This is a genomic window from Kitasatospora sp. NPDC041917, assembly GCF_055589745.1.
Map to the genome: position 1 here is coordinate 123,494 of NZ_JBVJBI010000002.1, position 25,660 is coordinate 149,153.

A 25,660-nucleotide genomic window follows, 5' to 3' on the forward strand; every position below is an offset into this window, starting at 1 on the left:
CCTTTCACGCGTTGGAGAAGGTCTGGCGCTGGGTGCCGAGGCCGTCGATGGCCAGTTCGACGGTGTCGCCCGCGCGCAGGTAGGGGTTGCCGGGCAGGCCCAGGGCCACGCCGGCCGGGGTGCCGGTGTTGATGACGTCTCCGGGGCGCAGCACCATGTACTGGCTGAGGTACCAGACGGTGTGGGCGACGTCGAAGATCATGTTCTTGGTGCTGCCGTCCTGGCGGGTCTCGCCGTTGACGGCCAGCCGGAGGCCCAGGGCCTGCGGGTCGCCGGCCTCGTCCGGGGTGACCAGCCAGGGGCCGAGCGGGTTGAAGGTCTCGCAGGACTTGCCGAGGTCCCACTGCCCGGAGTACTCCAGCTGGAACTCGCGTTCGGACACGTCGTTGCTGATCGCGTAGCCCGCGACGTGGGCGAGGGCCTGTTGGGGCGAGTCCAGGTAGCGGGCCTCGCGGCCGATCACGACCGCGAGTTCGACCTCCCAGTCGGTCTTGGCCGAGCCGCGCGGGATCAGCACCCGGTCGTAGGGGCCGACCACGGTGGAAGGGTCCTTCATGAAGACCACCGGCCGGGTGGGGACGGCAGCGCCGGTCTCCTCGGCGTGGTCGCGGTAGTTGAGGCCGATGCAGACGACCTTGCCCGGCCGGGCGACGGGTGCGCCGATCCGCAGGCCGGCCGCGTCGATCGGAGGGAGCTCACCGGCGGCCAGGGCGGCGCGAACGCGGTCGATCCCGTCCGAGGCGAGGAACGCTCCGTCGATGTCACCGGTCAGGCCCGTGAGCGCGAAGACCCGGCCGTCGTCACCGAGGGCTGCCGGAACCTCTTCTCCCGCCGGTCCGATCCGCAGTAGCTTCATGCCCTGACTCCCGTCATAGGTCTGCGGGCCGGGCCTCTTCACCGGCCAACACATCGGATGAATCCGTGACGCCCTGACCATACGAGCCTCAGTCACATCCTCGCAAGAAGTCCTCCGATGTTTGCCGGACGCGTCAGCTGTACGCTCTCTAACCATCCGTCAAATATGCAGCTCAGAGTGGAAATACCGCTTCATCCACGACACGGTGCGGAAACCCGGACGTCACGGTTGAGAATCATCCGAGGTTTCCTCTTGTCAGTCAGATGTCAGGCTCGTATGGTCCTCGTGACCCGCAAGCCATCCGATGACTGTGGGAAGCGCGATCCGGAGCCGTCTGCCACGGGCCGCCGCAACAGGAACCGGCCTCCCTCCTGGTGAGGGCTGGAAGGGAGGCCGACTCCCCCCGCCCGCTTCGCCCACCGGAACGGGCGACTCGGCCTCCCACCACGCCGGCTCCACGCCCCACGGGGGAGCCCGGACATCCCAGCCAAGGAGATCAGCACCATGAAGCCTCGCTCCTCCAGAATCGCGGCCACGGCCGCCGCCGTAGTCGTCCTGGCGGGGGCCGCCACGGCCTGCAACCGCGGCAGCGCGACGGACTCCGCCGCCGGCGGCAAGCCGGCGCTCGGCATCGACCTGCCGCGTGCGGACTCCGACTTCTGGAACTCCTATGCGCAGTACGTCAAGCAGGACGCCACCGCCCAGGGCCTGAACACCCTGCCGGTGAGCAACTCGCAGAACGACGTCACCAAGCTGGTCGCCAACGTCCAGGTCTTCCAGAACACCGGCGCCAAGGCCGTCGTCATGGCCCCGCAGGACACCGGCGCGATCGCGTCCACCCTCGACCAGCTGTCCGCCAAGAAGATCCCCGTGGTCAGCGTCGACACCCGTCCCGACAAGGGGAACGTCTACATGGTGGTGCGCGCCGACAACAAGGCGTACGGCACCAAGGCCTGTGAGTTCCTCGGCAAGCAGCTCGGCGGCAAGGGCAAGGTCGCCGAACTCCAGGGCGCGCTCAGCTCCGTCAACGGCCGCGACCGCTCCGAGGCCTTCGCCGCCTGCATGAAGGAGAACTTCCCCGACATCCAGGTGATCGAGCTGGCCACCGACTGGAAGGGCGACGTCGCCTCCGCGAAGCTCCAGTCCACCCTGGCCGCCAACCCGGACCTGGGCGGCGTCTACCTGCAGGCCGGCGGCGTCTTCCTGCAGCCCACCCTCGCCCTGCTCCAGCAGAAGGGCCTGCTCAAGCCCGCCGGCCAGCCCGGCCACATCGCCATCGTCTCCAACGACGGCATCCCGCAGGAGTTCGACGCGATCCGCAAGGGCGACATCGACGCGACCGTCTCCCAGCCCGCCGACCTCTACGCCAAGTACGCGCTGTTCTACGCGCAGGCCGCGGCCGAGGGCAAGACCTTCCAACCCGGTGCCACCGACCACCAGTCGACCATCGTCTCCCTGCCCAACGGTTTGGAGGACCAGCTCCCCGCTCCCCTGGTCACCAAGGAGAACGTCGACGACAAGTCCCTCTGGGGCAACGGCGTAGGCAAGTAGCCCCACCGACCCCACGTGAGCGGCGGCCCGGGCTCCCCTCTCGGCGCCGCCGTTCTCGGATCCTGCGGAAAGGACACCCCCGCCATGGCGGACCCCAGCCCCGTCCGGGGCCCCGTCGTCGAGGCCGACGGGATCAGCAAGCGCTTCGGCGCCACCGTCGCCCTCAGCGACGCCCGCATCTCGGTCGCGCCCGGCGAGTCGCACGCCCTGGTCGGCCGCAACGGCGCGGGCAAGTCCACGCTCGTGTCGATCCTCACCGGCCTGCAGAACCCCGACACGGGCACCCTGCGCTTCAACGGCGAGCCGGCTCCCGCCCCCGGCGACGCCGACGCCTGGCGCTCCCGGGTCGCCTGCGTCTACCAGCGCTCCACCATCATCCCCGCGCTGACCGTCGCCGAGAACCTCTTCGTGGACAGGCAGAGCACCGGCGCCCTGCGCCCGATCAGCTGGAAGCGGCTGCGCGGCCGCGCCACCGAGCTGCTCGCCGAGTACGGCGTGGACGTCGACCCGACCGCGCGCGCCGAGGACCTGAGCGTCGAACAGCGCCAGTTCGTCGAGATCGCCCGGGCGCTGTCCTTCGGGGCCCGCTTCATCATCCTGGACGAGCCCACCGCGAAGCTCGACGCACGCGGCATCGAGCGGCTCTTCGACAAGCTGCGCTCGCTACAGGAACAGGGCGTCGCCTTCCTGTTCATCTCCCACCACCTGCAGGAGGTCTACGACCTCTGCACCACCGTCACGGTCTACCGCGACGCCCGGCACATCATCACCGCGCCGGTCGCCGAACTCGACCAGCAGGCCCTGGTGGAGGCCATGACCGGCGAGAGCGCCCGGGGCAGCGAGCCCGCCTGGTCGGTGACGAGCCGCACGCGCACCGACGGCGCCCCACTGCTGGAGGTCTCCGGCCTCAGCCTGGCCGGCGCCTACCAGGCCTTCTCCCTGACCGCGCGGGCCGGCGAGGTCGTGGGCCTGGCCGGGGCGGCCGCCAGCGGCAACGTCCGGCTCGGCGAGACCATCGCCGGCCTGCACCGCCCGCAGGCCGGCACGATCACCGTCGCGGGCCGCCCGGTGCGCACCGGGCGCGTTCCCGCCGCTCTCGCGGCCGGCATCGGATTCGTGCCCGAGGACCGGCACATCCAGGGCCTCATCCCGCAGCGCAGCGTCGCCGAGAACGCCACCCTGACCGTCACCGACCAGCTCGGGCCGTTCGGCACGGTGCTGCCCTCGCGCACCCGGGCCTTCGCCGAGCGGATGATCGGCGACCTCGACATCAAGACGCCCGGCCCCTCGGCCCCGGTGTCCGCCCTGTCGGGTGGAAACCAGCAGAAGGTGGTCATCGCCCGGGCGCTGGCCACCGAGCCGCACGTCCTGGTGGCCATCCGGCCCACCAACGGCGTCGACGTCAAGTCGAAGGAGTCCCTGCTCGGCACCCTTCGCGAGGTCGCCGACGCCGGGAAGAGCGCTCTGATCGTGTCCGACGAACTCGACGACCTGCGGGTCTGCGACCGCGTCGTGGCCATGTTCCACGGCCGCGTCGTCGCCGAGTTCGAGCACGGCTGGAGCGATGAACAGCTGGTCGCAGCCATGGAGGGCATGCCCGGCCGGACCGACACGAAGGAACGCGATGTCTCCCACCACTGAGGTACGCCCGCTCGCGGCCACCGCCCCCGCCACGCCGGTCGGCCGGCGCTTCGACCTCGCGCGCTACCGCGACCTGTCGCTCGTACCGGTCCTGCTCGTCCTGGGCGTCATCGGTTTCGCCGTCTCGCCCGCCTTCCTCACCTCCGACAACCTCCTGGGCGTCGGTCAGCAGGCCACCGAACTGAGCCTGCTGGTCCTGGCCGAGGCGCTGATCCTGATCGTCGGCCGGATGGACCTGTCCCTGGAATCCACCATCGGCGTGGCCCCCGTCATCGCCGTCTGGCTGGTCCTGCCCGACCACGGCGCCCGTTTCAACGGCCTCGGGCTCTTCCCCTCCTGGACGGCCATCCCGCTGTGCCTGGCCGTCGGCGCGCTCATCGGGGCGATCAACGGCTTCCTGATCCTCAAGCTGCGCCTCAACGGCTTCATCGTCACCCTCGGCGCGCTCACCCTGCTCCGCGGCCTCCAGGTCGCGATCTCCCAGGGCCAGTCGATCGTCAACCTGCCCGGTTCCTTCACCTACCTCGGCAGCACCAGCTGGCTCGGCGTCCCGGCGGCGATCTGGATCTGCGCCCTGCTCTTCCTGGCCGGCGGCGGCGCCCTCGCCTGGCTGCGCCACGGCCGCGCCCTGTACGCCATCGGCGGCAACCCCGAGGCCGCCCGCGCCGCGGGCATCCGGGTCGACCGGATCACCTGGATCGTGCTGATCCTCGGCGGCCTGCTGGCGGCCTTCGCCGGTGTCCTCTACACCGGCCACTACGGCTCCATCTCCGCCGACCAGGGCAACGGGTGGATCTTCCAGGTCTTCGCCGCCACCGTCATCGGCGGCGTCAGCCTCAACGGCGGCCGCGGCACCCTCTTCGGCGCCCTGACCGGTGTGCTGACCCTCCAGCTCGTGGTCAACGTCATGACCCTCGCGGGCGTGCCACCGCTGTGGAACCAGTTCCTCAACGGCGCGATCATCATCGTCGCGCTGATCATCTCCCGCTTCGCCTCGGGCGAGAAGCAGGAGTGACGGGTCCCACCGCCTGAGAGCCGCCGAAGCGGCGCGACCAGCCCGGCGGGTAACCGGTCGCGCCGCTTCGGGCTCCCCTTCCCCGCCTCTCGACCGACCACCACTCCCATGCCCGCACGCAGGAGGCGAACACCCATGGCGGTGACCGACCAGGCCATCGAGAGGATCAAGGAGATGATCGTCTCCGGTGCCCTGCCTCCCGGCGCGAGACTCCCCAACGAAGCCGATCTCGCCGACCAGCTCGGGCTGTCGCGCAACTCGCTGCGCGAGGCCGTCCGGGCGCTCACCGCGATGCGGATCCTCGTCCCCAGGCAGGGCGACGGCACGTACGTATCCGGCCTGGAACCCCACCTCCTGCTGGAAGCCATGGCCTTCGCCGCCGACGTCTCCCACGGGCACACGGCCCGGCAACTCCTCCAGGTACGGCGCCTGCTGGAGCCACAGGCCACCGCCCTCGCCGCCGGCCTGCTCACCGACGGACACCTGCGAACGCTGCGGGCCGTCCTCGACCGGAGCGCCGCGGCCGCCGGCATCGAGGAGTTCATCGAGCTGGACATCGACTTCCACCGCACCATCGCCGATGCCGTCGGCAACCCGGTGCTGTCCACCCTGCTCGGCATCCTCTCCACCCACACCCAGCGGCTGCGCATCGTGCGCGGTACCCGCACCACCGCCCGCGAGCAGGCCCACCGCGAACACGAGGCCATCTGGCAGGCGCTGGTCGACCGCGACGCCGTCCTGGCCGCCAGTGCCAGCACCGTGCACGTCGCCGCCGTCGAGGACTGGCTGGCCGCCGGCACCGGCTCCCTGGGCCTCGGCACCGTCGCCTGACGGACGTGCCGGGTCCCGCACATCCTTTCCCCCGCCAATGCGCACGACACCCACCGCCCAGGACGGTCTCACACATGAAGAGCGTAACCATCCGGACCACCCGCACCGGCTCCGTCGCCGTGTTGCTCGCCGGCTGCCTCACCGCCTGCGGGGTCACCGACGACGCCGGCGACTCCCGCCCGCGGATCGGCATCGACATCCCCCGCGCCGACTCCGACTTCTGGAAGGCGTACGCGAAGTACCTCCAGCAGGAGATCGACGACCAGCATCTGCGTGTGCTGCCCCCGACCCATTCGGACGGCGACGAGGCGACGTTCACCGCCAACATCCACAAGCTGGCCGCCCGGCATCCCAAGTCCATCGTCATGGCGCCGCAGAACACCATGGCCACCGACTTGACACTCTCCGACCTGTTCCGTGCGAACGTCCACGCGATCAGCGTGGACACCGAACCGGAGCACGGCAGCGTCTACATGGTGGTACGCGCCGACAACCGCTCGTACGGCGCCAAGGCCTGCGAGTTCCTCGGCAAGCAACTCGGCGGCAAGGGCAAGGTGGCCGAGCTCCAGGGCGCACTGAGTTCCATCAACGGATACGAACGCTCCGAGGGATTCGCCGCCTGCATGAAACGCAACTTCCCCGGCATCCAGGTGATCGCGCTGGCCACCGAGTGGAAGGGCGACATCGCCTCCGCCAAGCTCCAGTCCACCCTTGCCGCCAACCCGGACCTGAACGGCATCTACCTGCAGGCCGGCGGTGTCTTCCTCCAACCCACCCTCGCCCTGCTCCAGCAGAAGGGCCTGCTCAAGCCCGCCGGCCAGAGCGGCCACATCGCCATCGTCTCCAACGACGGCATCCCCGCCGAGCTCGATGCGATCCGCAAGGGCGACATCGACGCGACCGTCTCCCAGCCCGCCGACCTCTACGCCAAGTACGCCCTGTACTACGCCAAGTCCGCCGCCGAGGGCAAGACCTTCCGACCCGGGCCCACCGACCACGGGTCGACCATCGTCTCCCTGCCCAACGGCCTGGAGGACAAGCTCCCGTCATCCCTGGTCACCAAGGAGAACGTCGACGACCCGTCGCTCTGGGCCAACCACGCCGCGGGCTGACCGAGACGGCCCCAGAACCGGACCGGCAGCCACCGCGACAACGGGACGACGGGACTCCGGTCCGTGCACCACCACTGATGGCTCCCCCACCCCCACTGAAGGGCCGCAACATGCGAAGTGCACCGGTGGTCAGGGCGATAGTCGCCCTGACCCTTGGTACCACCGCCGCCGCCTGGTCACCCGCCACGGCGACCGCCGCCTCCTCGACCACGACCACCGCCTGGTCCAACGGCGCGTTCTCCGTCGACACCGCGAGCCTCGTCCGCGAGGCGAACATCGTCCTGGGCAGCCCGAACACCGCGGCGACCCAGTCGATTCCGCTGGGCAACGGCACCCTCGGCGCCGCGGTCTGGGCCGCCAACGGCTTCACCGCCCAGCTCAACCGCGCCGACACCCTGCCCGGCCGCAAGTCCCCCGGCTGGCTCCAGATCCCCGGCCTGTCACGGATCACGAGCGCAGCCGACTTCACCGCCACCGTCGACCCGTACGACGGCGTGCTGCGCGAGTCCGGCGGCGGGATGAGCGCGGCGATCCACGTCCGCGCCGACAAGGACGAGCTGGTCGTCGACGTGACCGGCGCCGATCCGAACACCGCCCAGTCCGCCACGGTCAACCTGTGGTCCGGGCGCACCCCGGCCGCAGCGGCCTCCGGCAGCATCGCGACACTCGCCGAGACCTGGGTCGACAACAACGCCACCACCGGATCCGGCCGGACCTTCGGCTCGTTGGCCGCACTCACCGCCGACGGGCGCGACGTCACCGCCACGGTCGCCGACGCACAGACCGTGCAGGTGAACCTCACCCCCAACGCCGACGGCAGCTTCCGCATCCTGGTCGGCAGCCCGAACTGGACCGGCGGCAACGCCGCCACCACCGCCGCCTCGCTGCTGGGTTCGGACGCGACCGCGAGCGCCGACGCCCTGCGGGCACCACACCTGGCCTGGTGGCACGACTACTGGGGCAAGCTCGGCCTGGTGAAGCTCTCCTCGGCGGACGGGACCGCCGCCTACCTGGAGAAACTGCGCACCCTGTACTACTTCTACACCGCCGAGGAGTCCCGCGGGCCGCTGCCCGGCTCCCAGGCCGGAGTCGCCGACCTCTTCAACTTCTCCCAGGATACCCAGAACTGGTACCCGGCCGGCTACTGGTTCTGGAACATCCGCGGACAGGTGGCCGCCAACATCGGCGCCGGCGCCTTCGACCTCAACACCGGCCTCTACAACCTCTACACCTCCAACCTGGCCGACATCCAGGCCTGGACCAGGACCCACATGGGCAACCGGCCCGGGATCTGCGTGCCGGAGACCATGCGCTTCAACGGCAACGGCTTCCAGAACGACGGCGACCCGTTCGGCGACGCCTCCTGCGACCAGGCACTGACCACCTGGAACGGTGCCACGGTCTCCACCGGCGCCGAAATCGGGCTCTGGGTCTGGCAGCAGTACCTGACCACCGGTGACAAGGCCTTCCTGGCGGCGAACTACCCGCTCATGCAGCAGTCCGCCCAGTTCCTGCTGGCCTTCACCACGGTCGGCGCCGACGGGAAGCGGCACGCGGTGGCCAACGTCCACGAGAACCAGTGGAACGTGCAGGACCCGGTCAACATGATCGACGCGATGAAGGGCCTCTTCCCCGCCACGATCTCCGCCGCCAGGATCCTGAACGCCGACGCCTCACTGATCTCCCGACTGCACGCCGCGATCCCGCAGATCCCCGACTACCCGCGCACCGACGCCGCGACCCACCGGCAGAACCTCACTGCCTCCGCCGACGCCTCCGGCACCGACGTGCTCGGCCAGTCCTCGCAGCCCACCGCGACGGTCTACAACACCGAGAACGACGACCTGGAAGCCGTCTGGCCCTACGGCCTGATCGGCGACGACTCACCTCTGCTGCCCGTGGCCCGGCGCACCTACAGCAGCCGGGTCAACGTCCAGCAGAACGACTGGAGCTTCGACGCCGTCCACGCCGCCCGCCTCGGCCTGCCCGACCGGGTCGCCGCCGACCTGACCGCCCTGACCCGGAAGTACCAGACCTATCCCACTGGCCTGGCCAACCTGTGGGGCCAGTCCGGCGGCACCGAGCCCTACATCGAGCAGGCCGCCAACGTCGCACTCGCGATCAACGAGGCCCTGGTCCAGGACTACGACGGCCTGCTGCGGATCGCCCCGGCCCTGCCACAGGGCTGGGACGCCGACGGCACCCAGTACATCCACGGCGGCAGCACCGTCTCCGTCCAGGTCCACGGCGGCGTCATCGGCACCGTCGGCATCCACGCCGGCTCCACCGGCACCATCAACATCCGCAACCCCTGGCCCGGCCAGAGCGTGTCGGTCGTCGACGGCACCGACAAGTCGACCCTCATCGTCCGCCCCACCAGGGCCGGACGGTTCACCATCCCGACCACGGCCGGCAAGTCCTACCTGGTCCAGCAGGTGTCGGTCCCGGTCTCCGGCATGACGTTCAGCCGGCTCTCCGGCACACCGGCGACAGCGGCCAGCCACCTGGGCACCGTCCAGATCGGCCTGGACAGGACCACCGGCACCGGCCACATCACCGGCATCAACGGCCTGTGCGTCGACGACTCCGGAGCCGGCACCGCCGACGGCAACCCGATCGTCGTCTGGGCCTGCAGCGGCACCGCCGCCAACCAGCAGTGGACCGTCGGCACCGACGGCACCCTGCGCACCCTCGGCAAATGCATGACCGCCCCCGGCACCAACCCCGGCAACAACACCCCCGTCCAGCTGTACGGCTGCGTGAGCGGCGCCGGAAACCAGGTCTGGCAGCCCCAGGCCGACGGCACCCTCAAGAACCCGCAGAGCAACAAGTGCCTGGACGACTCGGGCGCCGGCCCCGCCGGCACCGGGCTGATCCTGTGGGACTGCTCCGCCGCCGCCAACCAGATCTGGCGCCTGCCCTGATCCCGACCTGACGCACCGAGGCCCGGGTGCCGACCCATGGTGGTGGTCGGCACCGTCTTCGGCGAGGCGACGCCGGGTCGGCCCGGCCGGCAGTGGATCGGACCCGTCGTTGTTCAGGGGAGGGTGGCGAGGGTGTGCAGGGTGGCGAGGACCTCGGCCTCGACGACGGCCGTGGGGGTGTAGAGGGTCTCGTCGTGCCACAGGGGCGGATGCGCGGGGGCGTCGGGCAGGTGGTGGCCGAGGGAGGTGCGGGCGCGGGCGAGGGGCTCGGTGGGGGTGGTCGGGGCGGCGAGCAGGATCTGGACGCCGTAGGCGGTCTCCTCGGGGGTGGGGCCCCAGATGCCCCAGGAGCCGTCGGGGTGCTGGGTCAGCGTCGCCCATTCGGCGGCGCGGCGCAGCGCGGGGCGGGCGGCGGAGCCGCCGAATCGGGCCAGGGCGGTGTCGTCGGCGTCCGGCGCGAGTCCGGGCGCGCCGCGCACGCTGCCGTGCTCGGTGAGGGGTTCGAGCTCAAGCAGCCCGCACAAAGGCCGAGTTGACGCGATGGACGGCTGTGGAGATTCGGCGGGCGCCGATCCCTCCGCAGACGATCGCGCGGGGGCCGGACACCCGTGGGGCGCCGCGATCGCGCCTCGCGGACGCGCCGGGCCCTGGGTTCGTGCGCTACCCGGCCCTTCGGTGATGACTGGTGACCGACCGGCCCGCCCGCTGCCGCACCGTGTTCCGGCGCGCCGGGGCGAGTCGTCCCGGCGAACGGCGATCGCCCCGGTCCGGTCATCCCTCGTCGACGAACTCGTGCGTCTGACGGCGGTAGCGCCGCGAGACGGCGGCCAGGCGCTCCGGCGGCCAGATGTCGGACCTCTCGCCGAGGGTCAGCTCGCCGTCCTGACGCACCAGCCAGACGTCCTCCTGGTCGAGGTGCAGAACCGCGTCACCGGGCACCTGCACGAGGAGGGCGTCGGCCAGCCGGATCATGTCGTCCTGCTGGCCGGAGATGCCGGTCTCCTTGCCCAGCCGGAAGGCGACCGAGACGGTCGGGGTGAAGGCGCGGCCGCCGATCCGGGGATCTCCCCAGGGGATGGGCTTGCACGGGGTCACCCGGATCCAGGTGCCGCACGCCGTGAGCGCGCCGTCTGCGAGCAGCGTGTCGACGGTCGCGGGGACGGCGAAGAGCCGCATCGGCCGGGCGACGCCGACGAGCTTCCGGGCGACCTGGACCGGGGCCCACGGGGTCACCAGTTCAAGGCTGTAGGAAAGGGCCATGTGATCCGTCCTTCTCGTCCTCCACGGGTGGCGGAGGACCATGGTGCCAGGCGCGTCGATCTTGGTGCCTCCTTCATTCCGTCCGACAAACAAAGGGGCCCTCATGAACGGCAGGATCGCGACCTGGCTCGGCGTCCCCGCACTGGCCGTGGGGATGCTGCTCGGCGCAGCTCCGGCGCACGCCGGCACCGGGGTGCGGATCGACGGCGCGACCGTCTCCGGCAGTGCTTCGACGACGGTGAACATCACCATCGCGTACTCCTGCGACCCCGGCGGCTTCGTCAGGTCCGCGACCGTGACCGCCGAGGACCGGCGCTCCGGTGCCCTCGGCGCCACCCGGTTCGCCCCCAGCTGCACGGGCGCGACCGTGAAGGCGGTCGTCCCGGTCACGACCCTGAACCGGAACAGCTTCGCCGCGGGCAACCCGGCGGCCGCCCACCTCTCACTGCTCGACCTCGACGACACCGAGGAGCTCGGGACCATCGCCCAACTCACCATCGGCAACGGTTAGGAGGGCCCGGCGCCCCGGCCTGCCGGGCTCGGCCCGTCGCGGCGCCGGGCCCGCGCCCGTACGGCAGCGTTACTGCCCGGCCGTAAGGCCCATCGCCCTACTGGCCCCTCCTCTCGGCAGTCCGCTCCGACGCGCCCGCCTCGGCCGGCGCGTCGGACGCGAGCGTGCCGTTCAGGCGGATGCCTCGTGCCGAGGCCCACATCACCAGGGCGCTGCCGCACACCACGCCACAGTCGGCGAGGTTGAAGACCGGCCAGTGCGGCAGTTGGATCCAGTCCACGACGCGTCCCTGCCACGGGGAGGGGGCCCGGAACAACCGGTCGACGAGATTTCCGGCTGCCCCGGCGATGACCAGCCCGAAGGAGACCGCCCAGACGGGGGTGCGGATTCGGGGCGACACCACCAGCATGGCGACGACGACCATGATCTTCACCGTGGTGAAGAACCATGCCTCCCCCTCGCCGATGGAGAATGCTCCACCCGAGTTGAAGACCAGCGTGAATTTCAGAAGCCCACCGAGGGCCTCTGTCGGATCGCTCCCCGAGAAATGTGTCAGCGCTATCTGTTTGGTGACGAAATCCGCCGCCAGCAGCACGAGTGCTACGGCTGCCATGATTCCCGACCGTCGAGGCATGTCACCGGGCGAGGAAGCTCCTCGCGCAACCCATAGGCGTAGTAAGCCAGTCATGGCCGCAGTGTAGGTGACGGCGGCCGGCGCCCCGGCGGGCCTGAGTTCCGCCGGAGCGTCCGTCCCGCCGGACCCGCACGGACGGTGTCGTGGTGTGCGCCGAGTGCTCCGGCAACGCGGCCGGCCCGCACCCCGTGGGGTGCGGGCCGGTCCGGTGCCGGGGGTCGGTCAGACGCCGGCGGTCGCCAGTCGGGCGTGACGTCGGGCGGTCGCCTCGACCGGGTCGAGCACGGGTACGGCGGCCAGCAGGCCCTTGGTGTAGGCGTGCTGGGGCGAGTCGTACACGGCGTCGGCTTCGCCCTGCTCCACGATCCGTCCGGCCCGCATCACGGCGACCCGGTCGCTGACCTGCCGGACCACGGCGAGGTCGTGGGCGATGAAGACCAGCGCGAGGCCGAGGTCGCGCTGCAACTCGCCCAGCAGCTCAACCACTTGGGCCTGCGTGGTGACGTCCAGCGCGGAGACCGGTTCGTCGCAGACGATCAGTCGCGGCTGGGGCGCGAGCGCCCGGGCGATGCCGACCCGCTGCCGCTGCCCGCCGGAGAACTCGTGCGGATAGCGGTGGTACCAGTCGGGGTCGAGCCCCACGCGTTCGAGGAGTTCGCCGACCCGGACGCGGATGCGGCGCTCGTCGCTCTCGCCGGCGATGCGCAGCGGGTCGGCGACGGACTCCCCGATGGAGCGGCGCGGGTTGAGCGAGGACACCGGGTCCTGGAAGACCATCTGCAGTTCCCGCCGGAGCGGGCGCAGTTCCTTCTCCCCGAGCGCGCCGATGTCGCGGCCGCGGTAGTGGAGCCGGCCGCCGGTCGGTTCCAGCAGCCGGACGAGCATCCGCCCGAGCGTGGTCTTTCCGGAGCCGGACTCGCCGACGATGCCCAGGGTCTCGCCGGCCCGTACGGTGAGCGAGACGCCGTCCACGGCGGTGACGGGGGCGGCGCGCCGGATGAGGCCGCCCCGGGTGGCGAACTCCCGGCGCAGGTCGGTGGCTTCGAGCAGGACCTCTCCCCCGGCCGGCTCGGCCGGTCGGGTCGGCCCAGTCGGAACGGTCAACGCGGTCGGGACGTCCGGAGCGCCGGGTGCGTCGACCCGGGGCACCGCCGACAGCAGCGCGCGGGTGTACGGCTCACGCGGAGCGCCCAGCACCTCGGTGACCGGGCCGTGTTCCACCGCCCGGCCGTCCTTCATCACCAGCACCCGGTCGACGCTCCCGGCGACCACGCCCAGGTCGTGGGTGACCAGGACCAGCCCGGCCCCGGTCTCCGCGCGCAACTCGTGGAGCAGGTCGAGGATCTGGGCCTGGACGGTGACGTCCAGCGCGGTCGTCGGCTCGTCGGCGACCAGCAGCCGCGGCTCGCAGGCCAGGGCCATCGCGATCAGCACCCGCTGGCGCATGCCGCCGCTGAACTCGTGCGGACGCGAGCGCGAGCGGCGGGCCGCGTCGGCGATGCCGACGCGGTCGAGCACCTCGACGGCCCGGGCCCTGGCGTCCCGGCGGGAGACGTCCCGGTGGACCCGGACGACCTCGGCGATCTGGTCGCCCACCGCGTAGTACGGGTCGAGCGCGGAGAGCGGGTCCTGGAACACCATGGCGGCCAGTCCGCCGCGCAGGCGCCGGAGTTCCGCGCCCTCGGCGGTGACGGCGTCCACGCCGGCGACCCGGACGGTGCCGCCGATCCGGGCTCCGGTCCCGCGGTGCAGGCCGAGCAGTCCGTAGGCGACGGTGCTCTTGCCGGAGCCGGACTCGCCGACGATGCCGAGTGCCTGTCCGGCCTCCAGGGTGAAGCCCACGCCGTCGACGGCGCGCACGTGGCCGCCGCCGACCGGGAAGTCGACGACCAGGTCCCGGACGTCGACCAGGGGTTCGGCACCCCGTGACTCGACACCCCGTGACTCGGCCCCCGGAGACTTTGCGACCAGGCGCTCGGCGCCCAGCGGTTCGACGCTCACGTCAGGACCACCCTTCGGTCGGACACCGCGTAGAGCACGTCCGCGATGACGTTGGCGAGGACCACGCAGAACCCGGTGACGAGGGTGAGGCCGACGACGGTCGGCAGGTCGATCAGGCCGACCGAGGTGACCAGCAGTTTGCCGAGCCCCGGGAGGCCGAAGAGCGACTCGGTCAGCACGGCGGACCCGAACATCGTCCCGAGGTCGATGGCGGTGAGCGCGATCACCGGGGTGAGCGCGCCGCGCAGCGCGTGCCGGGTCACCAGGCGCCGCTCGCTGACGCCGTACGCCCGGAAGGTCCGGATGTGGTCGTCGGCGAGGGCCTCCAGCATGGACGAGCGGGTCAGCCGGGCGTACTTGGCGGACTCGATCAGGGCGAGCGAGACCCAGGGCAGCAGCAGGCCCCAGAACCACTGCTGGGGGTCGTCGGTGAGCGGTACGTAGCTCGGGAACGGCAGCCACTGGAGCTGGGCGCACAGGACGATGAGCAGCACCAGGCCGATGATGAACACCGGGATCGAGCTGCCGGCCAGGGTCAGGCCGGTCAGCAGGCGCTCGCTGAGCCGGCCCCGGCGCAGCGCGGAGACCAGCCCGGTGCCGACCCCGAGGATGAGCCAGAGCACCATCGCGCCGAGCGCGAGCGAGGCCGTGACCGGCAGCCGGGCGGTGATCATGTCGGTGACCTGCTCGCCGCTGCGGTAGGAGACGCCCAGGCAGGGCGCCGGGCAGTGCAGCAGGCCCGTGCCGGCGCTGAAGTCGCGGCCGGCGACGATGCCCTGGAGGAAGTGGGCGTACTGCAGGTGGACGGGGGCGTCGAGGCCGAGCCGTTCGCGCACCTGGGCGACCTGGGCGGGGCTGCACTTCTCGCCGCAGGCCAGCTGGGCGGGGTCGCCGGGGGCGATGTAGAAGACCGCGTAGACGATCAGGGAGAGGGCGAGCAGGACGCCGAGCATGCCGACGGCCTTGCGGAGCAGGAAGCGGGTCATGCGGTGGCCTCCTCGGCGCCGCTCGAAGAACCGGCAGTCGACAGACCGCCACTCGAAGAGCCGCCGCTCGCCGCACCGGCGCCGCCCCGCGCCGTGCCGACCCGCAGCCGGGAGGCCGCGCGGGGGTCGAGCTCGGTGCGGACGGCGTCGCCGAGCACGGTGAAGGCGAGCACGGTGACGAACAGCAGCGCCGACGGCAGCAGTACGTACGTCGGGTCCGCGCGGAACCAGGTGGTCGCGCCGGAGAGCATCTGGCCCCAGGAGGAGGTCGGCGGCTTGACGCCCACGCCGAGGAAGGAGAGCCCGGCCTCGGCGATCACATTGGACGGGAGCAGCACCGCCGCGTAGGTGATGACCGGCGCCGCCAGGGAGGGCAGCAGTTCCCGGCGGGCGATGCGCCACCGGGTGGCGCCGGCGAGCCGGGCCGCGGCGACGTAGTCGAGCTGCCGGAGGCTGAGTGTCTGCGCCCGGACGATCCGCGAGGTGCCGGCCCAGCCCAGCAGCCCGATGACCAGGGTCAGCAGGAGCGGGCGGGGGAATCCGGAGGGCACGACCGCCATCAGCGAGATGGCGAAGACCAGCGAGGGCAGCGCGAGCATCACCTCGGTGGTGTTGCCGATCAGCTGGTCGAGCAGCCGGTTGCCGAGGCCGGCGGTGAGGCCGAGCAGGACGCCGATCGCGACCTGGACGAGGGTGGCGCCGACGGCGACGAGCAGCGAGATCCGGGCGCCGTGGACGAGCCGGGCGAACACGTCGCGCCCGGTGCCCGGTTCGACGCCCAGCCAGTGCTCGGCGCTGACGCCGCCGAAGGAGCCGGTGGGCACCCCGCCGGCCGCCGAGTCGAGCAGGTCGTTGTGGTAGCTGGTGGGGTCCTGGCCTTCGAGCGCGCTGAGCAGCGGTGCCGCCGCCGCGACGAGGGCGAGCAGGACGATGACGAGGCCGGCGGCGAGGGCGGCGCGCCGCGCGAGCAGCCGCCGCCACACTTGCCGGCCCCCGGCGGCCGGGGAGGCCGCGCGGGCCTCCCCGGCGCTGGGTTCCTGTGGAGCCATGGTTGTCTGACCGATCCGTCCGTTCCCGACCGCTACTTGACCGCGACCTGGGAGATGTCGAGCACGCCGGTCCAGTTGCTGATGACGATGGTGCGGACGTCCTTGCCGGACAGCCGCTTGTAGACGGGGTGGAACAGCGGGACGGTGAGGGCCTGGTCGCCGATGCGCTGGTCCAGGGCGCCCCAGCGCTTGGCGGCCTCGGCGTGGTCGGTGATCTTGTTGATCTGGTCGATCTCGTCGTTCACCGACGGGTCGTCCAGCTGCGCGGAGTTGAAGTTGTAGCCGTCGGTGACGATCTGCCGGCCGTCGAAGATGGGCGCGAGGAACGGGCCGCCGGACGGCCAGTCGGCGCCCCATCCGGAGAGGAAGAGGCCGGGCTCGGTGCTGACGGTGTGGATCGTCTTGGAGTACCTGGTGGAGTCCAGGGCCTCCAGCTGGACGGTGATCCCGGCGGCCTTCAGGCCGTCCTGGACGGCGGTGGCCAGGTCCGGGCCGTAGCCCTTGCCCACGGCGCTGGAGTGGGTGAGCGTGATGGTCAGGCCGTCCGGGTAACCGGCCTCCTTCAGCAGCTCCTTGGCCTTCTCCGGGTTTCCGGTGGCACCGGCCGGGAACGGGTCGTAGGGGGTGTACCCGAAGGTCTCCTGGGTGGGCAGGTAGGTGGTGGCGGCCTCGGCGAGCGAGGAGCCTCCGGCGGCGTTGACGACCGAGGTGCGGTTGACCGCGTAGGCGACGGCCTGCCGGACCTTGGGGTTGTCGAAGGGCTTGACCTTGGGGTTGAACGCCAGGTAGTTGACGTAGCCGAAGTGGCCGGTGCCGACGCGTGCGGCGAGGGCCTTGTCGTCCTTCACCTGGGCGAGTTCGGAGGGGCCGAGGTTGGTGTCGGTGGTGACGGCGGCCGCGTCGGCGCCGGTGCCGGCGGAGAGCCGCTGGTTGATCACCGCCGGGTCGAGACCGGACTGCACGTCGACGGTGTCGGGGTACGCCTTGCGCTGGTCGTCCGTCGCTGCCGACCAGTTGGGGTTGCGCTTGAGGACGAGGTGCGCGCCGTCGTTCTCGTTCTTGACCACCTGGTAGGGGCCGGAGGAGACGGGGTGGTCCTGGTACTTCGTCCCGGTGTCCTTGGCCTTCGGGACGGGTGCGAACTGCGTCTGGGTGGCCAGGTACGGGAAGTCGCCCTCGGGCTTGTTGAGGCGGAAGACGATGGTCTTCTCGTCCGGCGTCTCGATGGCGTCCAGGGTGCGGCCGTCCTTGTACGGGCCCTGGTAGTCGGCGGCGCCGACCAGCCAGTCCCTCAGGAACGGTGCGCCACCGGAGAGTTCGGGGGCGAATGACCTTTCGATGCCGTACTTGATATCGGCGGTGGTGATCGGCGAGCCGTCCTCGAACTTCAGGCCGTCCTTGAGGTGGTACGTCCAGACGGTGGCGCCCTCGGAGGGGGTGCCGGTGTCGGTGGCGAGGTCCGGGACCACCTTGGTGCCGGCCGCGCCGTCGGCCCGGTTGCGGGTGGTGAGGGTGCGGAAGACGAGCGAGGGGACGTTGCCGCCGCCGGAGGTGTAGAGCCGTGCGGGGTCGAACTGGTCCTGCGGGTTCTGGTTGAGGACGGTGAGGGTGCCGCCCTGCTGCGGCGCGGCGTCCTTACCGGTGCCACCACCGCCGTCGGCCTTCGGTCCGCACGCCGCCAGTCCGACGACGAGCGCGACGGTGACGGTCGCCGTGGCGAGGCGGCGAGGGGTGAAGGTGGTTCGAGACATCGGAAAGGGAGCCTTTCGCTACCGATGGTGTACGGAGGAAGGCGGGCGACAGTGAGGCTTCGAGAAGAGTGAGCGGCACCGCGCCCGCAGGGAGGGGCGACGCCCCGATGCGGCGATCACCGCACAACGCGTCGGGGCAGGCGGATTCAGCGACAGAGATTGTCGGAAACGCAGTGCGCGGCCACGCCGATCAGCGCCAGCTCGATGGCGGCGCACTCGATCGGGTGACGGTCAGACATGCCGAGAAGACTGTAGGAAGTTAAGCGGAATGTCAAAACTCCACTTATGACCTGCCCACCAGGAGAACGCCGGAACCGATTTCCACCGGGCCCGGGGACGCCGGAACGGGCAACGGGAACCGCCCGGACGCCCCGGCGATCACAGCGGCGCAAGGATCATCAGGACCTCGTCGCGGGTGTCGTGGGGAGCGAGCCGGAGGGCTTCGGGCCAGCGTCCGATCTCGCGCCAGCCGAGCCGCCCGTAGAAGTCCTCCAGGCCCTCGCCGCCGCGCGCCGCCAGGCGCAGCTGTTCCAGGCCGAGCTCGTCGCGGGCGATCCTCCGGAGCTCGCGGACGAGGGCGGATCCGATTCCGCGGCCGCGGAAGGCCGGGTGGGTCTGGAGGTGGTGGACGGTGCCCCAGTGCCCGACGAGCCGGTAGGGGTCGCGGTTGAGGACGACCCATCCGGCCAGGACGCCGTCGACCCGGGCGGTGAGGAGCCGACTCCGCTGCGGGTCGAGGCGGGCGAGGAGCCCGTCCGCGGCGGGCGTGACGTCGTCGCGCCCCACCGGAGGGAAGGGGAATCCCGCGGCGCCGCCGCTGTTGGTGACCGCGATCCAGCAGTCGATCAGCTGCTGCCGGAGTTCGGCGGTGACGTCGTGCGGGTCGGTCGTCTGGACGAGCTGGAGGGCGGCGTCGTACGGCATGGGGCGAAGGATGCCAGAGGGCTCCGACACCCCTCCCGAAGCCGGGGAGCCTCCACCGCCCCCGCACGGGGCCGGACCGGTCCCCTCTCGAACAGCCGGTCGTCACCGGCCGCCGCCGCGACTACTACCCTGAACGACGAACATCCGTCAGGCCCGTCTCCGCCACCGGCAGAACCAGGAGAACCAGGAAAGCCATGAACACCCAGGTGGACTGGTCGTCAGTCCGGGAACGCGTCATGGCGGTGGAGGAGGCCGAGCGTCGGGCCCGTGGCCTCGGGCCGTCCCGGTACCCGGTGTTCGAACCCGCCCTGACCCCCGCCGAGATCGCCGAGGCCGAGACCCAGTTCGGCGTCGCACTCCCCGGTGAGTACCGCGCATTCCTGGCGGAGGTCGGGGCCGGCGGTCCCGGACCGGCGCTCCACCTCACCTCGCTGCGCCGGATCGACGGGACGTGGGGATGGGTCTGGGACGACGACGAGGACCAACCCTGGCTGCTGGACCCCAGCGGCCCGTTCGTCGAGACGGAGGGCTGGGCCGACCGGCAGACCGCGACGCTTCGCGCCGCCGGGTACGAACCCGCCGCCCGGGACGGGGACACCAACCGCCTGGACGACTACCGCGAGGTATTCGGCGACGCCGGCGACGAGATCTGGCGCGTGGAACGCGGCCGGGGCGCGATCCACATCAGCGACAACGGGTGCGGGATGACCAACTGGCTCGTCGTCGTCGGCCCTCATCGCGGAGAGCTCCGCGACCGGGACTGTGCGGTCGACCCGCCCTTCGAGCCGTGCGTCGACGCGCAGGGGAACCGCCACACCTTCGCCACCTGGTACCTCGACTGGCTGGAGCGACGCGAAGCGGCATCCCGGTGAACGGGCGCGGCGAGGCGGACCCGGGCGCGGTGCCCCTCCGCCGCCCGCCCCGGGTCGCCCGCCGCCGGGGTGTCCGGATCGAGCTGCGGGTGCCGGCGCCGGGGCCGGCCGCCCTTTCAGCCGCCGCGCGCCGCGCTCACAGCTGCTGCCCGGTGCGCGGGTCGTAGCGGACCGCGACAGCCGCCACCTGGTCGGTGGGCATGACCTCGATCCACTGGTCGAAGATCTGGTACGGGTCGTCCGGCCGGCGGAACCCGCCCTCCAGCGGGTCGAATCCCGTCTCGAAGACCTTCTCCGAGGCCAGCGTGTTGTCCACCGCCGTGTTGGCGGCCTGGAGCTTGGCCGCGAGGAGCTGCAGGACGTCGCCGTACGTCTTGTTCTGGTACTCCGGCGGGTCTCCGGGCTGGACGGGGTAGGGCAGGCCGAGCCCCGCCACGCCTTCGACGCCCAGGAGCCAGGCGAGCGCGGCGACCTCCTGTCCGGGCCTGACGGGCATGACGGCCTTGGCCCAGGCGGCGTTGAGGAACTCGTTGCGGCGCTCGTCGCCGTCGATCTGGATCAGCCAGCCCAGCGAGCTGCCGAGCGGCGCCGGCTGGGTCTCCTCGGTGATGAGGTAGTCGACCCGCCATTCGGGGGCGGGCGCGCCCGCCGCGCCCGAGGTGCGGTACTCGTCCGCGCGGGAGTACCAGCCGGCCACCGTCTGCCCGGCGAGCGGCAGTTCGACGGTGCCGTCGGGGAGGGGCGGCTGCTTCTCGGGCGGCAGCGGGTAGCGGCCGGCGCTGTTCCGGTCGGGGGCGGGCGGGGCCACCGGGCCGGGCCGCCAGAAGTCCGGGGCGACGAAGTAGAGCATCTCCTCGACGTCGAAGAGCTGGTTGATCTGCTCCGATTCCGCGAACGGGGGGTGGTCCGGGTCCTGGGGGTAGTGACCGTTGTTCTCCAGGCGCCGCAGGATGTCGCGGAACACCACGCGCCGTTCCTCGCTGCGCAGCACCTCCGGCCGGCGCGGGGTCAGCGCGCTGACCAGGCGCAGCCGTTCGCGCACCGCCTTGCCGTAGGCCTCGTGCTCCAGCCGGTCGACCGCCGCCTGGTAGTCGGCCTGCGCGGCGTCCCGCCGCTTCTGGAGGTCGGTCTTGGCGGCGTCGGTGGGCGTGTAGGTCAGTACGGCGTCGAACGGCATGGACTTGCGGCCCTGCCAGTTGGCGTAGGTGAGGCGGATCTTGAGCGTGTTCTTGTCCGGGTCGGGGTCGGGTACCAGGTCGGTCGAGTCGAGCGGGGCGAAGTTGGCCTGCGCTCCGTGGCGGTCGATCGAGGCGACCCCGGTCAGGCGGTAGCCCGGTGGGGCCGGCGGGAGCGGGAAGTCGAAGCAGAACTGGACGATGTCGTCGTGTCCGCCGGGGGTGCTGGTGGGGTTGATGCCGCGGCAGGCGTTGCCGCTCTCCGGCAGGTAGGTCAGCTTGGCGTCCTCGTCCGGGCCCTGGTCGTGCAGGAACGGCACCTCGAAGTGGAAGGGCACCTGCTTGTCTTCGAGGTCGGGGATGTCCGCGGGCTTGGGGATCGCCGTGAGGTCGGGCGCGTCGACGACGTGGACCATGTCGCCGAGCCCCAGGTCCCGGCCCGGGTCGGGGAGGTAGACCTGCCAGCACAGTCGGGTGCCGATGTGCTGCAGTTGCACGCCGACCTTGCGCATCTTGCGCCGGAACTCGTAGTTGACCAGGTCGGTGGTGCTGGCGTTCTGCAGCACGTAGCGGCGGCTGGAGGTGTCGGTGGTCTCGGTCACCGTCTTGAAGGTCGTCTTGAAGTTGCGCCTGATCTCCGTGTTGACCTTGGAGGTCTGCGTACGGGTGTGCTTGTGGGTCTCCTCCGCCCCCCGCTTGACCGTGTTCTGGGTGGCGAAGCTGGCGCTGACGTCGGCGTGGTAGATCGTGGCGTTCACTCCGCCGGTGGCGCTCACGCCGAGCTTGGTATCGGTGGAGTTGTCCTCCTTGACCGCGTCGGCCACGTCGTCCTGGTCGGTCTGGCTGTCCTCGGTCTTGCGGGTGGTCTCCTCCGCGACCGTGGTCGTCTTCTCGACCAGGGTGCGCAGGGTGCTGGTCTCGACGACCTCGACGGTTCCGCCGGGGCTCACCCAGATGTGCCCGGACGGCGCGCCGAGGAAGGTGTCGAACTCGAAGAAGTACTGGCGGAAGAGGTTCACCAGCCCGACGGGCGTGAGCGGGGCCGTGCCGGAGGCCGTCGCGGCGGCGAGGCCGGTGACGTAGTCGGGCGGGGAGCCGGCCGCGGCTTCCAGATCGGGGGCGGCGAAGGTGCGGTAGTACTCGGCCAGCGCGGCCAGGGCCGGGTCGCGCAGCACCCGGGCGTTGTCGCCGCGGAAGCTTTCGGAGGCGAGTGCCGCGAACCGGGATCCGGGGTGCACGGCGGCGGCCGCGGTGCCGGCCTGCGAGCCGAGCCATCCGAGCAGGGGCTGGTAGACGCCGAAGACCTCGGTGGCGTACGGGAGGGCCCCTTCGAAGTCGGTGACCGGGCGCCCGGTGAACGTCGGCACGCCGGGGGCGGGCAGGACCATGGTCTGCCCGTCGGCGGCCGCGCCGCTGCCGGCGACGGTGAACACGACCGCGCTCCACGGCGCGCCGCTCGGGGACTTGAACAGGCGCACCGACGCGGTGGCGGTGCGGGCCGGTGCGACGAAGGTGATCGTCACCGTGGTCGGCGAGGTCGCGGTGCGCCCGGCGAAGTTGAGCCCGGTGACCGGGTCGCGCCACAGGAACGTGCCGTCCAGCGCGGTGACGTCCGGGTAGGCGCTGGGGTCCTGCACACTGACGCCGTCCGGCAGGGCGAGGGCCATCCGCAGGCCGGCGGGGATGTCGGCGCCCGTGCCGTCGACGCGGTACGACCAGAGCTTGAAGGCGGTTCCGGAGCCCGCCGTGGGGATGGGGGCCGTGCCGAGGAAGGTGACGGCGAATGCCATGTCGGACTCCTGGAGGCGGGGAGGGTCCCCTTGGTGTCCCCACCGCAGTCCGGCTCCCTCACCCCGGCCGCAGGCGTACCGCCCGAAGGATGCACACGTTCGTTCGGACGATGCACGTCCTGTGGCGCCTGCCGCCGCCGCGGGGCACGCCACCGCATCGGCAGACCCGCCCGTACCGGCGGGCTCAGTTCCGTGCGGGCCTGGGCTGGACCACCGGCCCCGCCGCCTTGAAGCCGCGCTGCTCGCCGAACCACTCGGGCGTGGCGTTGGACAGGGCGTGGGACAGCAGGGTGCGCAGGAACCAGCCGTGGCCGTGGCCGTTGCCCCGGGCGTCCTGGTCCCAGCCCGCCGGGTTGTCCAGCGGGTGCTCCAGCCAGTGCCGGAAGAAGGAGGGCGGCAGGTGGACCAGCCCCACGCTGCGGTCGTGGTTGTAGGCCTCGACCCCGGTGCCCCTGGGGTGCGCGCCCTGCTTCTTGCGCAGGGCGGCCTTCGCGGGCTTGCCGCCCTCCCACTCCACGGTGTCCAGGTTGACGGTGGTGGGGCTCTGCAGCCCCAGGCCGCTGCCGAGCATCGCCCGCTGGTGGTCGTCGTAGGAGGTGTAGACGAAGACGCGGGCGTCGCGGTTGACCCGGCGCTTCCAGAACGACGCCCTCTCCAGCAGTGCCTGGAAGCGCTCCAGGCGGGCCTTCGCATCCCCCACCTGGAGGTTCGGGTCGAAGAGGTTGATCTGTGACAGGTGGCGGCGGAAGAACGGTGTGTCGGCAGCGCCCTTCATCAGCTTCTCGACGCGGTCACCGCTGTGGCTGTAGCCGGAGAGCATCACCTGCCCGAACTCGGGGAAGCCGTCCTGGACGGGGCGGCCCGTGATCTTCCCGGAGGCGAAGAGGAGCACCTCCTGGACCGCCCGCGTCAGGCCCTGCTCCGTCAGCAGGTCGTTGAAATTGCCTCCCGCGACGGACGCCACGGGGACGACGTAGAGGACGTTCGGCTCGAACCGGTCCGAGGCCAGCAGGTGCTGGGCGACCGCCCGGAAGTCCGTGCACAGGTAGCGCTCGCCGAGCTTGACATAGGGCTGCGTCCCCTTGAATTTGTCGGTGACGCAGCCGCGGTCCTTCCCGTCGATGCGGCACGTGCCGGTCCAGTAGTCGGTGGCGGCGTAGCAGTCCCGGTCGGTCGGCGGGTGGAAGAGGAAGTGGACGTTGACGTTCTGGGTGGCCCCGGCCTTCAGGTGCAGCGCCGCCGTCCTGGACACCCACATCAGGAACAGCTGCGTGGCCTGGTCCCGCTCCGCGACGAGGACGGTCCCGTGCTCGTCCGCCAGGCCGCCGACGACATCCTTGTACTGGACCATCCGGACGTTGAGGCCGTCCGGTTGGGCGGCGTCCAGGACCCGGCGCCCCGGCACGTCGATCCCGCGGTCGCGGTTCCGCAGCAGCGGGAGCAGCAGATCGGTGTCGGCGCTGCCGTCGCTCTGGAGGAGTTTGAGGCCGGGGTCCTGGAGCGACTGGAACCGGCTGAAAACGTCGGTCATCATGGGTCGGCACCTCGTTCGCCGCACGGCCTGGGACTCTCCGGGACTTTCCGGTGCTCCCCGGCACTCCTCGGAGCGGCCATCCTCGTGCACCGCGCCGCCACCTCCCGCCGCGACGGGCCGGACGCGGGCGCCCTCGGCCGGCCCACCACCCGAACGGAGCGCCCGGAAGCCCTGCCCTGGCCGGATCCCGATGGTCGCGCTCCGGCTTCTCCCCCGCCGGGGCGCGGGCACGACGAGTGGAGCCGCGGGACAGGAGGCGTGAAGGCCGGGTGAAGGACCCGTCGGCAGTCGCAGGGGGCGTGGAGCTGCCCTCTTCACAGGGGCGGGGAGAACCGTTCCCCCGCCGCACCGCACCGCGGACGGCGCGCCCGCCGGGCCCGGCGAGGTTTCAGGGATGTACGCATGGGGCGAACCGGGCACCGCGGTGCCTCGGCGGGGTGCGGCCGGCGCCGCGGGCCGCAGCGGATTACCGGCCAATGTGACCGGAGCGCCCTCTTGGCGGAGCGAGCCTCGACCTAGACTCGGTAAAACGGTGGCGCCCGGCCGGTATCGATCCGGTCCGAGCCGCGCGCCCACGGGGGACCAGGCGCATCCGCACCATCCCGCTTGAGCACGCGTGTGTGCTCAGGCACGCATGTGGCACCTCTGCGCGACACCGTCGCACTGCGCGCGGCACCGTCGCGCTGCCGGAGGACGGCGGCTCCCGGGGATCGTGTTCCTGCCAGGAGTCGTCGTCGGGCTTCCGGCCCACGTTCCGGCACGGACCCGGTCCGGCGATCTACCGGGCCGACCCCTTCGACACTCCTCGGGAGACCTCCATGTCCGACCACCTGCAGGACGTCCTCGCGCTCGACGACCTCGACCTCGACCTCGACCTGGGCGAACTGACCGTCACCGCGCTGCGCGACAGCATCGCGCTGCCGGAGGGCGGCGCGTCCACCAACTCCACGTCCTGCAACTCCTCCTCCAACTCCAGCATCGTGCACCCGACGACGACGTGGTTCTGACGCTCCGCGCTGCCGGGCGTCCTGAGCGGTGCCGAGCCCTGCCGAACCCTGCTGAGCTGTAGCAAGCCCTACTGAGCGGCGCCGAAGCACCAGCCCGGGCCGGTGGCTCGCCCGCCACCCGCACGGCGCCCTGCTGGAGGAGGCCCTGCCCCTCGTCGGCGGGCAGTCGGAACCGGCGCGGACGGTCGAACTCGTCCTGGAGACCTACCGCCCGCCCGGCCCAACCCACTGCCCGC

The 25,660-nt window shown here is 71.6% G+C and carries 21 protein-coding genes; 9 read left to right on the forward strand and 12 right to left on the reverse strand.

Translation table 11 applies throughout. The features are described from left to right. Positions 1-4 precede the first annotated feature (4 nt). Entirely contained in the window at positions 5-856 is an 852-nt protein-coding gene (locus tag ACZ6EM_RS02675; protein ID WP_465771444.1) for a fumarylacetoacetate hydrolase family protein, read from the reverse strand. Between the two features lie 504 nt (positions 857-1,360). On the opposite strand from ACZ6EM_RS02675, the gene ACZ6EM_RS02680 reads away from it, so the two are divergent. The 6 genes from ACZ6EM_RS02680 to ACZ6EM_RS02705 all read left to right on the forward strand — a co-directional run bounded on the left by ACZ6EM_RS02680 (position 1,361) and on the right by ACZ6EM_RS02705 (position 9,930). Next, positions 1,361-2,407 carry a sugar ABC transporter substrate-binding protein gene (locus ACZ6EM_RS02680; RefSeq protein ID WP_465771445.1) on the forward strand — a complete coding sequence of 349 codons (1,047 nt, stop codon included), beginning with the start codon at positions 1,361-1,363 and terminating at the stop codon, positions 2,405-2,407. A gap of 84 nt (positions 2,408-2,491) precedes the next feature. Next, positions 2,492-4,048 (forward strand): sugar ABC transporter ATP-binding protein, encoded by a 1,557-nt coding sequence (locus ACZ6EM_RS02685; protein ID WP_401051542.1) that lies wholly within the window; start codon positions 2,492-2,494, stop codon positions 4,046-4,048. Further along, entirely contained in the window at positions 4,032-5,063 is a 1,032-nt protein-coding gene (locus tag ACZ6EM_RS02690; protein ID WP_452177510.1) for an ABC transporter permease, read from the forward strand. Before ACZ6EM_RS02685 ends, ACZ6EM_RS02690 begins: the two co-directional genes overlap by 17 nt. A gap of 135 nt (positions 5,064-5,198) precedes the next feature. Then, positions 5,199-5,894: a FadR/GntR family transcriptional regulator gene (locus ACZ6EM_RS02695; protein WP_401051537.1), complete on the forward strand. Its 696-nt coding sequence runs from the start codon at positions 5,199-5,201 to the stop codon at positions 5,892-5,894. 74 nt (positions 5,895-5,968) lie between these two features. Then, positions 5,969-7,006: a sugar ABC transporter substrate-binding protein gene (locus ACZ6EM_RS02700; RefSeq protein WP_465771446.1), complete on the forward strand. Its 1,038-nt coding sequence runs from the start codon at positions 5,969-5,971 to the stop codon at positions 7,004-7,006. A gap of 110 nt (positions 7,007-7,116) precedes the next feature. Beyond that, on the forward strand, positions 7,117-9,930 hold the full coding sequence (locus ACZ6EM_RS02705; protein WP_465771447.1) for a ricin-type beta-trefoil lectin domain protein: 2,814 nt from the start codon (positions 7,117-7,119) through the stop codon (positions 9,928-9,930). Positions 9,931-10,043: 113 nt separating this feature from the next. Here the strand turns inward: ACZ6EM_RS02705 and ACZ6EM_RS02710 are convergent, their stop codons facing one another. Both ACZ6EM_RS02710 and ACZ6EM_RS02715 read right to left on the reverse strand, forming a co-directional pair. Continuing rightward, complete coding sequence (locus tag ACZ6EM_RS02710; protein WP_465771448.1) at positions 10,044-10,454, reverse strand: hypothetical protein; 411 nt, start codon at positions 10,452-10,454, stop codon at positions 10,044-10,046. 247 nt (positions 10,455-10,701) lie between these two features. Next, entirely contained in the window at positions 10,702-11,190 is a 489-nt protein-coding gene (locus tag ACZ6EM_RS02715; protein WP_401055313.1) for a SitI3 family protein, read from the reverse strand. A 103-nt stretch (positions 11,191-11,293) separates the two neighbouring features. On the opposite strand from ACZ6EM_RS02715, the gene ACZ6EM_RS02720 reads away from it, so the two are divergent. Next, positions 11,294-11,701 (forward strand): hypothetical protein, encoded by a 408-nt coding sequence (locus ACZ6EM_RS02720; RefSeq protein WP_465771449.1) that lies wholly within the window; start codon positions 11,294-11,296, stop codon positions 11,699-11,701. A gap of 97 nt (positions 11,702-11,798) precedes the next feature. On the opposite strand, the gene lspA is transcribed toward ACZ6EM_RS02720, so the two are convergent. The 7 genes from lspA to ACZ6EM_RS02755 form a co-directional block, all read right to left on the reverse strand. Further along, positions 11,799-12,314 carry a signal peptidase II gene (gene lspA, locus ACZ6EM_RS02725; RefSeq protein WP_465771450.1) on the reverse strand — a complete coding sequence of 172 codons (516 nt, stop codon included), beginning with the start codon at positions 12,312-12,314 and terminating at the stop codon, positions 11,799-11,801. Positions 12,315-12,557: 243 nt separating this feature from the next. Further along, positions 12,558-14,246: an ABC transporter ATP-binding protein gene (locus ACZ6EM_RS02730; RefSeq protein WP_452177552.1), complete on the reverse strand. Its 1,689-nt coding sequence runs from the start codon at positions 14,244-14,246 to the stop codon at positions 12,558-12,560. 86 nt (positions 14,247-14,332) lie between these two features. Then, on the reverse strand, positions 14,333-15,322 hold the full coding sequence (locus ACZ6EM_RS02735; protein WP_401050579.1) for an ABC transporter permease: 990 nt from the start codon (positions 15,320-15,322) through the stop codon (positions 14,333-14,335). Then, positions 15,319-16,371 carry an ABC transporter permease gene (locus tag ACZ6EM_RS02740; protein WP_401050581.1) on the reverse strand — a complete coding sequence of 351 codons (1,053 nt, stop codon included), beginning with the start codon at positions 16,369-16,371 and terminating at the stop codon, positions 15,319-15,321. Before ACZ6EM_RS02740 ends, ACZ6EM_RS02735 begins: the two co-directional genes overlap by 4 nt. A 32-nt stretch (positions 16,372-16,403) precedes the next feature. Next, entirely contained in the window at positions 16,404-18,122 is a 1,719-nt protein-coding gene (locus ACZ6EM_RS02745; protein ID WP_465771451.1) for an ABC transporter substrate-binding protein, read from the reverse strand. A gap of 146 nt (positions 18,123-18,268) precedes the next feature. Next, on the reverse strand, positions 18,269-18,361 hold the full coding sequence (locus ACZ6EM_RS02750) for an Ms4533A family Cys-rich leader peptide (protein WP_317620150.1): 93 nt from the start codon (positions 18,359-18,361) through the stop codon (positions 18,269-18,271). 139 nt (positions 18,362-18,500) lie between these two features. Then, complete coding sequence (locus ACZ6EM_RS02755; RefSeq protein ID WP_401050584.1) at positions 18,501-19,046, reverse strand: GNAT family N-acetyltransferase; 546 nt, start codon at positions 19,044-19,046, stop codon at positions 18,501-18,503. Between the two features lie 194 nt (positions 19,047-19,240). On the opposite strand from ACZ6EM_RS02755, the gene ACZ6EM_RS02760 reads away from it, so the two are divergent. After that, positions 19,241-19,918: an SMI1/KNR4 family protein gene (locus ACZ6EM_RS02760; protein WP_465771452.1), complete on the forward strand. Its 678-nt coding sequence runs from the start codon at positions 19,241-19,243 to the stop codon at positions 19,916-19,918. 136 nt (positions 19,919-20,054) lie between these two features. On the opposite strand, the gene ACZ6EM_RS02765 is transcribed toward ACZ6EM_RS02760, so the two are convergent. Further along, a complete protein-coding gene (locus ACZ6EM_RS02765) occupies positions 20,055-22,883 on the reverse strand; it encodes a hypothetical protein (protein ID WP_401054167.1) in 2,829 nt (942 codons plus the stop codon). A 184-nt stretch (positions 22,884-23,067) separates the two neighbouring features. After that, entirely contained in the window at positions 23,068-24,417 is a 1,350-nt protein-coding gene (locus ACZ6EM_RS02770) for a hypothetical protein (protein WP_401050567.1), read from the reverse strand. An 818-nt stretch (positions 24,418-25,235) separates the two neighbouring features. Here ACZ6EM_RS02770 and ACZ6EM_RS02775 point away from each other — a divergent pair. After that, positions 25,236-25,424: a thiazolylpeptide-type bacteriocin gene (locus ACZ6EM_RS02775; protein WP_401050565.1), complete on the forward strand. Its 189-nt coding sequence runs from the start codon at positions 25,236-25,238 to the stop codon at positions 25,422-25,424. Positions 25,425-25,660: the final 236 nt, after the last annotated feature.

Excerpts from the sequence above, each read along its gene's own strand:
- ACZ6EM_RS02775 (WP_401050565.1), top strand. The coding sequence starts at position 25,236 with ATGTCCGACCACCTGCAGGACGTCCTCGCGCTCGACGACCTCGACCTC.
- ACZ6EM_RS02750 (WP_317620150.1), bottom strand. The coding sequence starts at position 18,361 with ATGTCTGACCGTCACCCGATCGAGTGCGCCGCCATCGAGCTGGCGCTG.
- ACZ6EM_RS02700 (WP_465771446.1), top strand. The coding sequence starts at position 5,969 with ATGAAGAGCGTAACCATCCGGACCACCCGCACCGGCTCCGTCGCCGTG.
- ACZ6EM_RS02720 (WP_465771449.1), top strand. The coding sequence starts at position 11,294 with ATGAACGGCAGGATCGCGACCTGGCTCGGCGTCCCCGCACTGGCCGTG.
- ACZ6EM_RS02735 (WP_401050579.1), bottom strand. The coding sequence starts at position 15,322 with ATGACCCGCTTCCTGCTCCGCAAGGCCGTCGGCATGCTCGGCGTCCTG.
- ACZ6EM_RS02695 (WP_401051537.1), top strand. The coding sequence starts at position 5,199 with ATGGCGGTGACCGACCAGGCCATCGAGAGGATCAAGGAGATGATCGTC.
- ACZ6EM_RS02675 (WP_465771444.1), bottom strand. The coding sequence starts at position 856 with ATGAAGCTACTGCGGATCGGACCGGCGGGAGAAGAGGTTCCGGCAGCC.
- ACZ6EM_RS02755 (WP_401050584.1), bottom strand. The coding sequence starts at position 19,046 with ATGCCGTACGACGCCGCCCTCCAGCTCGTCCAGACGACCGACCCGCAC.
- lspA (WP_465771450.1), bottom strand. The coding sequence starts at position 12,314 with ATGGCAGCCGTAGCACTCGTGCTGCTGGCGGCGGATTTCGTCACCAAA.
- ACZ6EM_RS02680 (WP_465771445.1), top strand. The coding sequence starts at position 1,361 with ATGAAGCCTCGCTCCTCCAGAATCGCGGCCACGGCCGCCGCCGTAGTC.
- ACZ6EM_RS02690 (WP_452177510.1), top strand. The coding sequence starts at position 4,032 with ATGTCTCCCACCACTGAGGTACGCCCGCTCGCGGCCACCGCCCCCGCC.
- ACZ6EM_RS02685 (WP_401051542.1), top strand. The coding sequence starts at position 2,492 with ATGGCGGACCCCAGCCCCGTCCGGGGCCCCGTCGTCGAGGCCGACGGG.
- ACZ6EM_RS02770 (WP_401050567.1), bottom strand. The coding sequence starts at position 24,417 with ATGATGACCGACGTTTTCAGCCGGTTCCAGTCGCTCCAGGACCCCGGC.
- ACZ6EM_RS02740 (WP_401050581.1), bottom strand. The coding sequence starts at position 16,371 with ATGGCTCCACAGGAACCCAGCGCCGGGGAGGCCCGCGCGGCCTCCCCG.
- ACZ6EM_RS02715 (WP_401055313.1), bottom strand. The coding sequence starts at position 11,190 with ATGGCCCTTTCCTACAGCCTTGAACTGGTGACCCCGTGGGCCCCGGTC.
- ACZ6EM_RS02765 (WP_401054167.1), bottom strand. The coding sequence starts at position 22,883 with ATGGCATTCGCCGTCACCTTCCTCGGCACGGCCCCCATCCCCACGGCG.
- ACZ6EM_RS02745 (WP_465771451.1), bottom strand. The coding sequence starts at position 18,122 with ATGTCTCGAACCACCTTCACCCCTCGCCGCCTCGCCACGGCGACCGTC.
- ACZ6EM_RS02760 (WP_465771452.1), top strand. The coding sequence starts at position 19,241 with ATGAACACCCAGGTGGACTGGTCGTCAGTCCGGGAACGCGTCATGGCG.
- ACZ6EM_RS02705 (WP_465771447.1), top strand. The coding sequence starts at position 7,117 with ATGCGAAGTGCACCGGTGGTCAGGGCGATAGTCGCCCTGACCCTTGGT.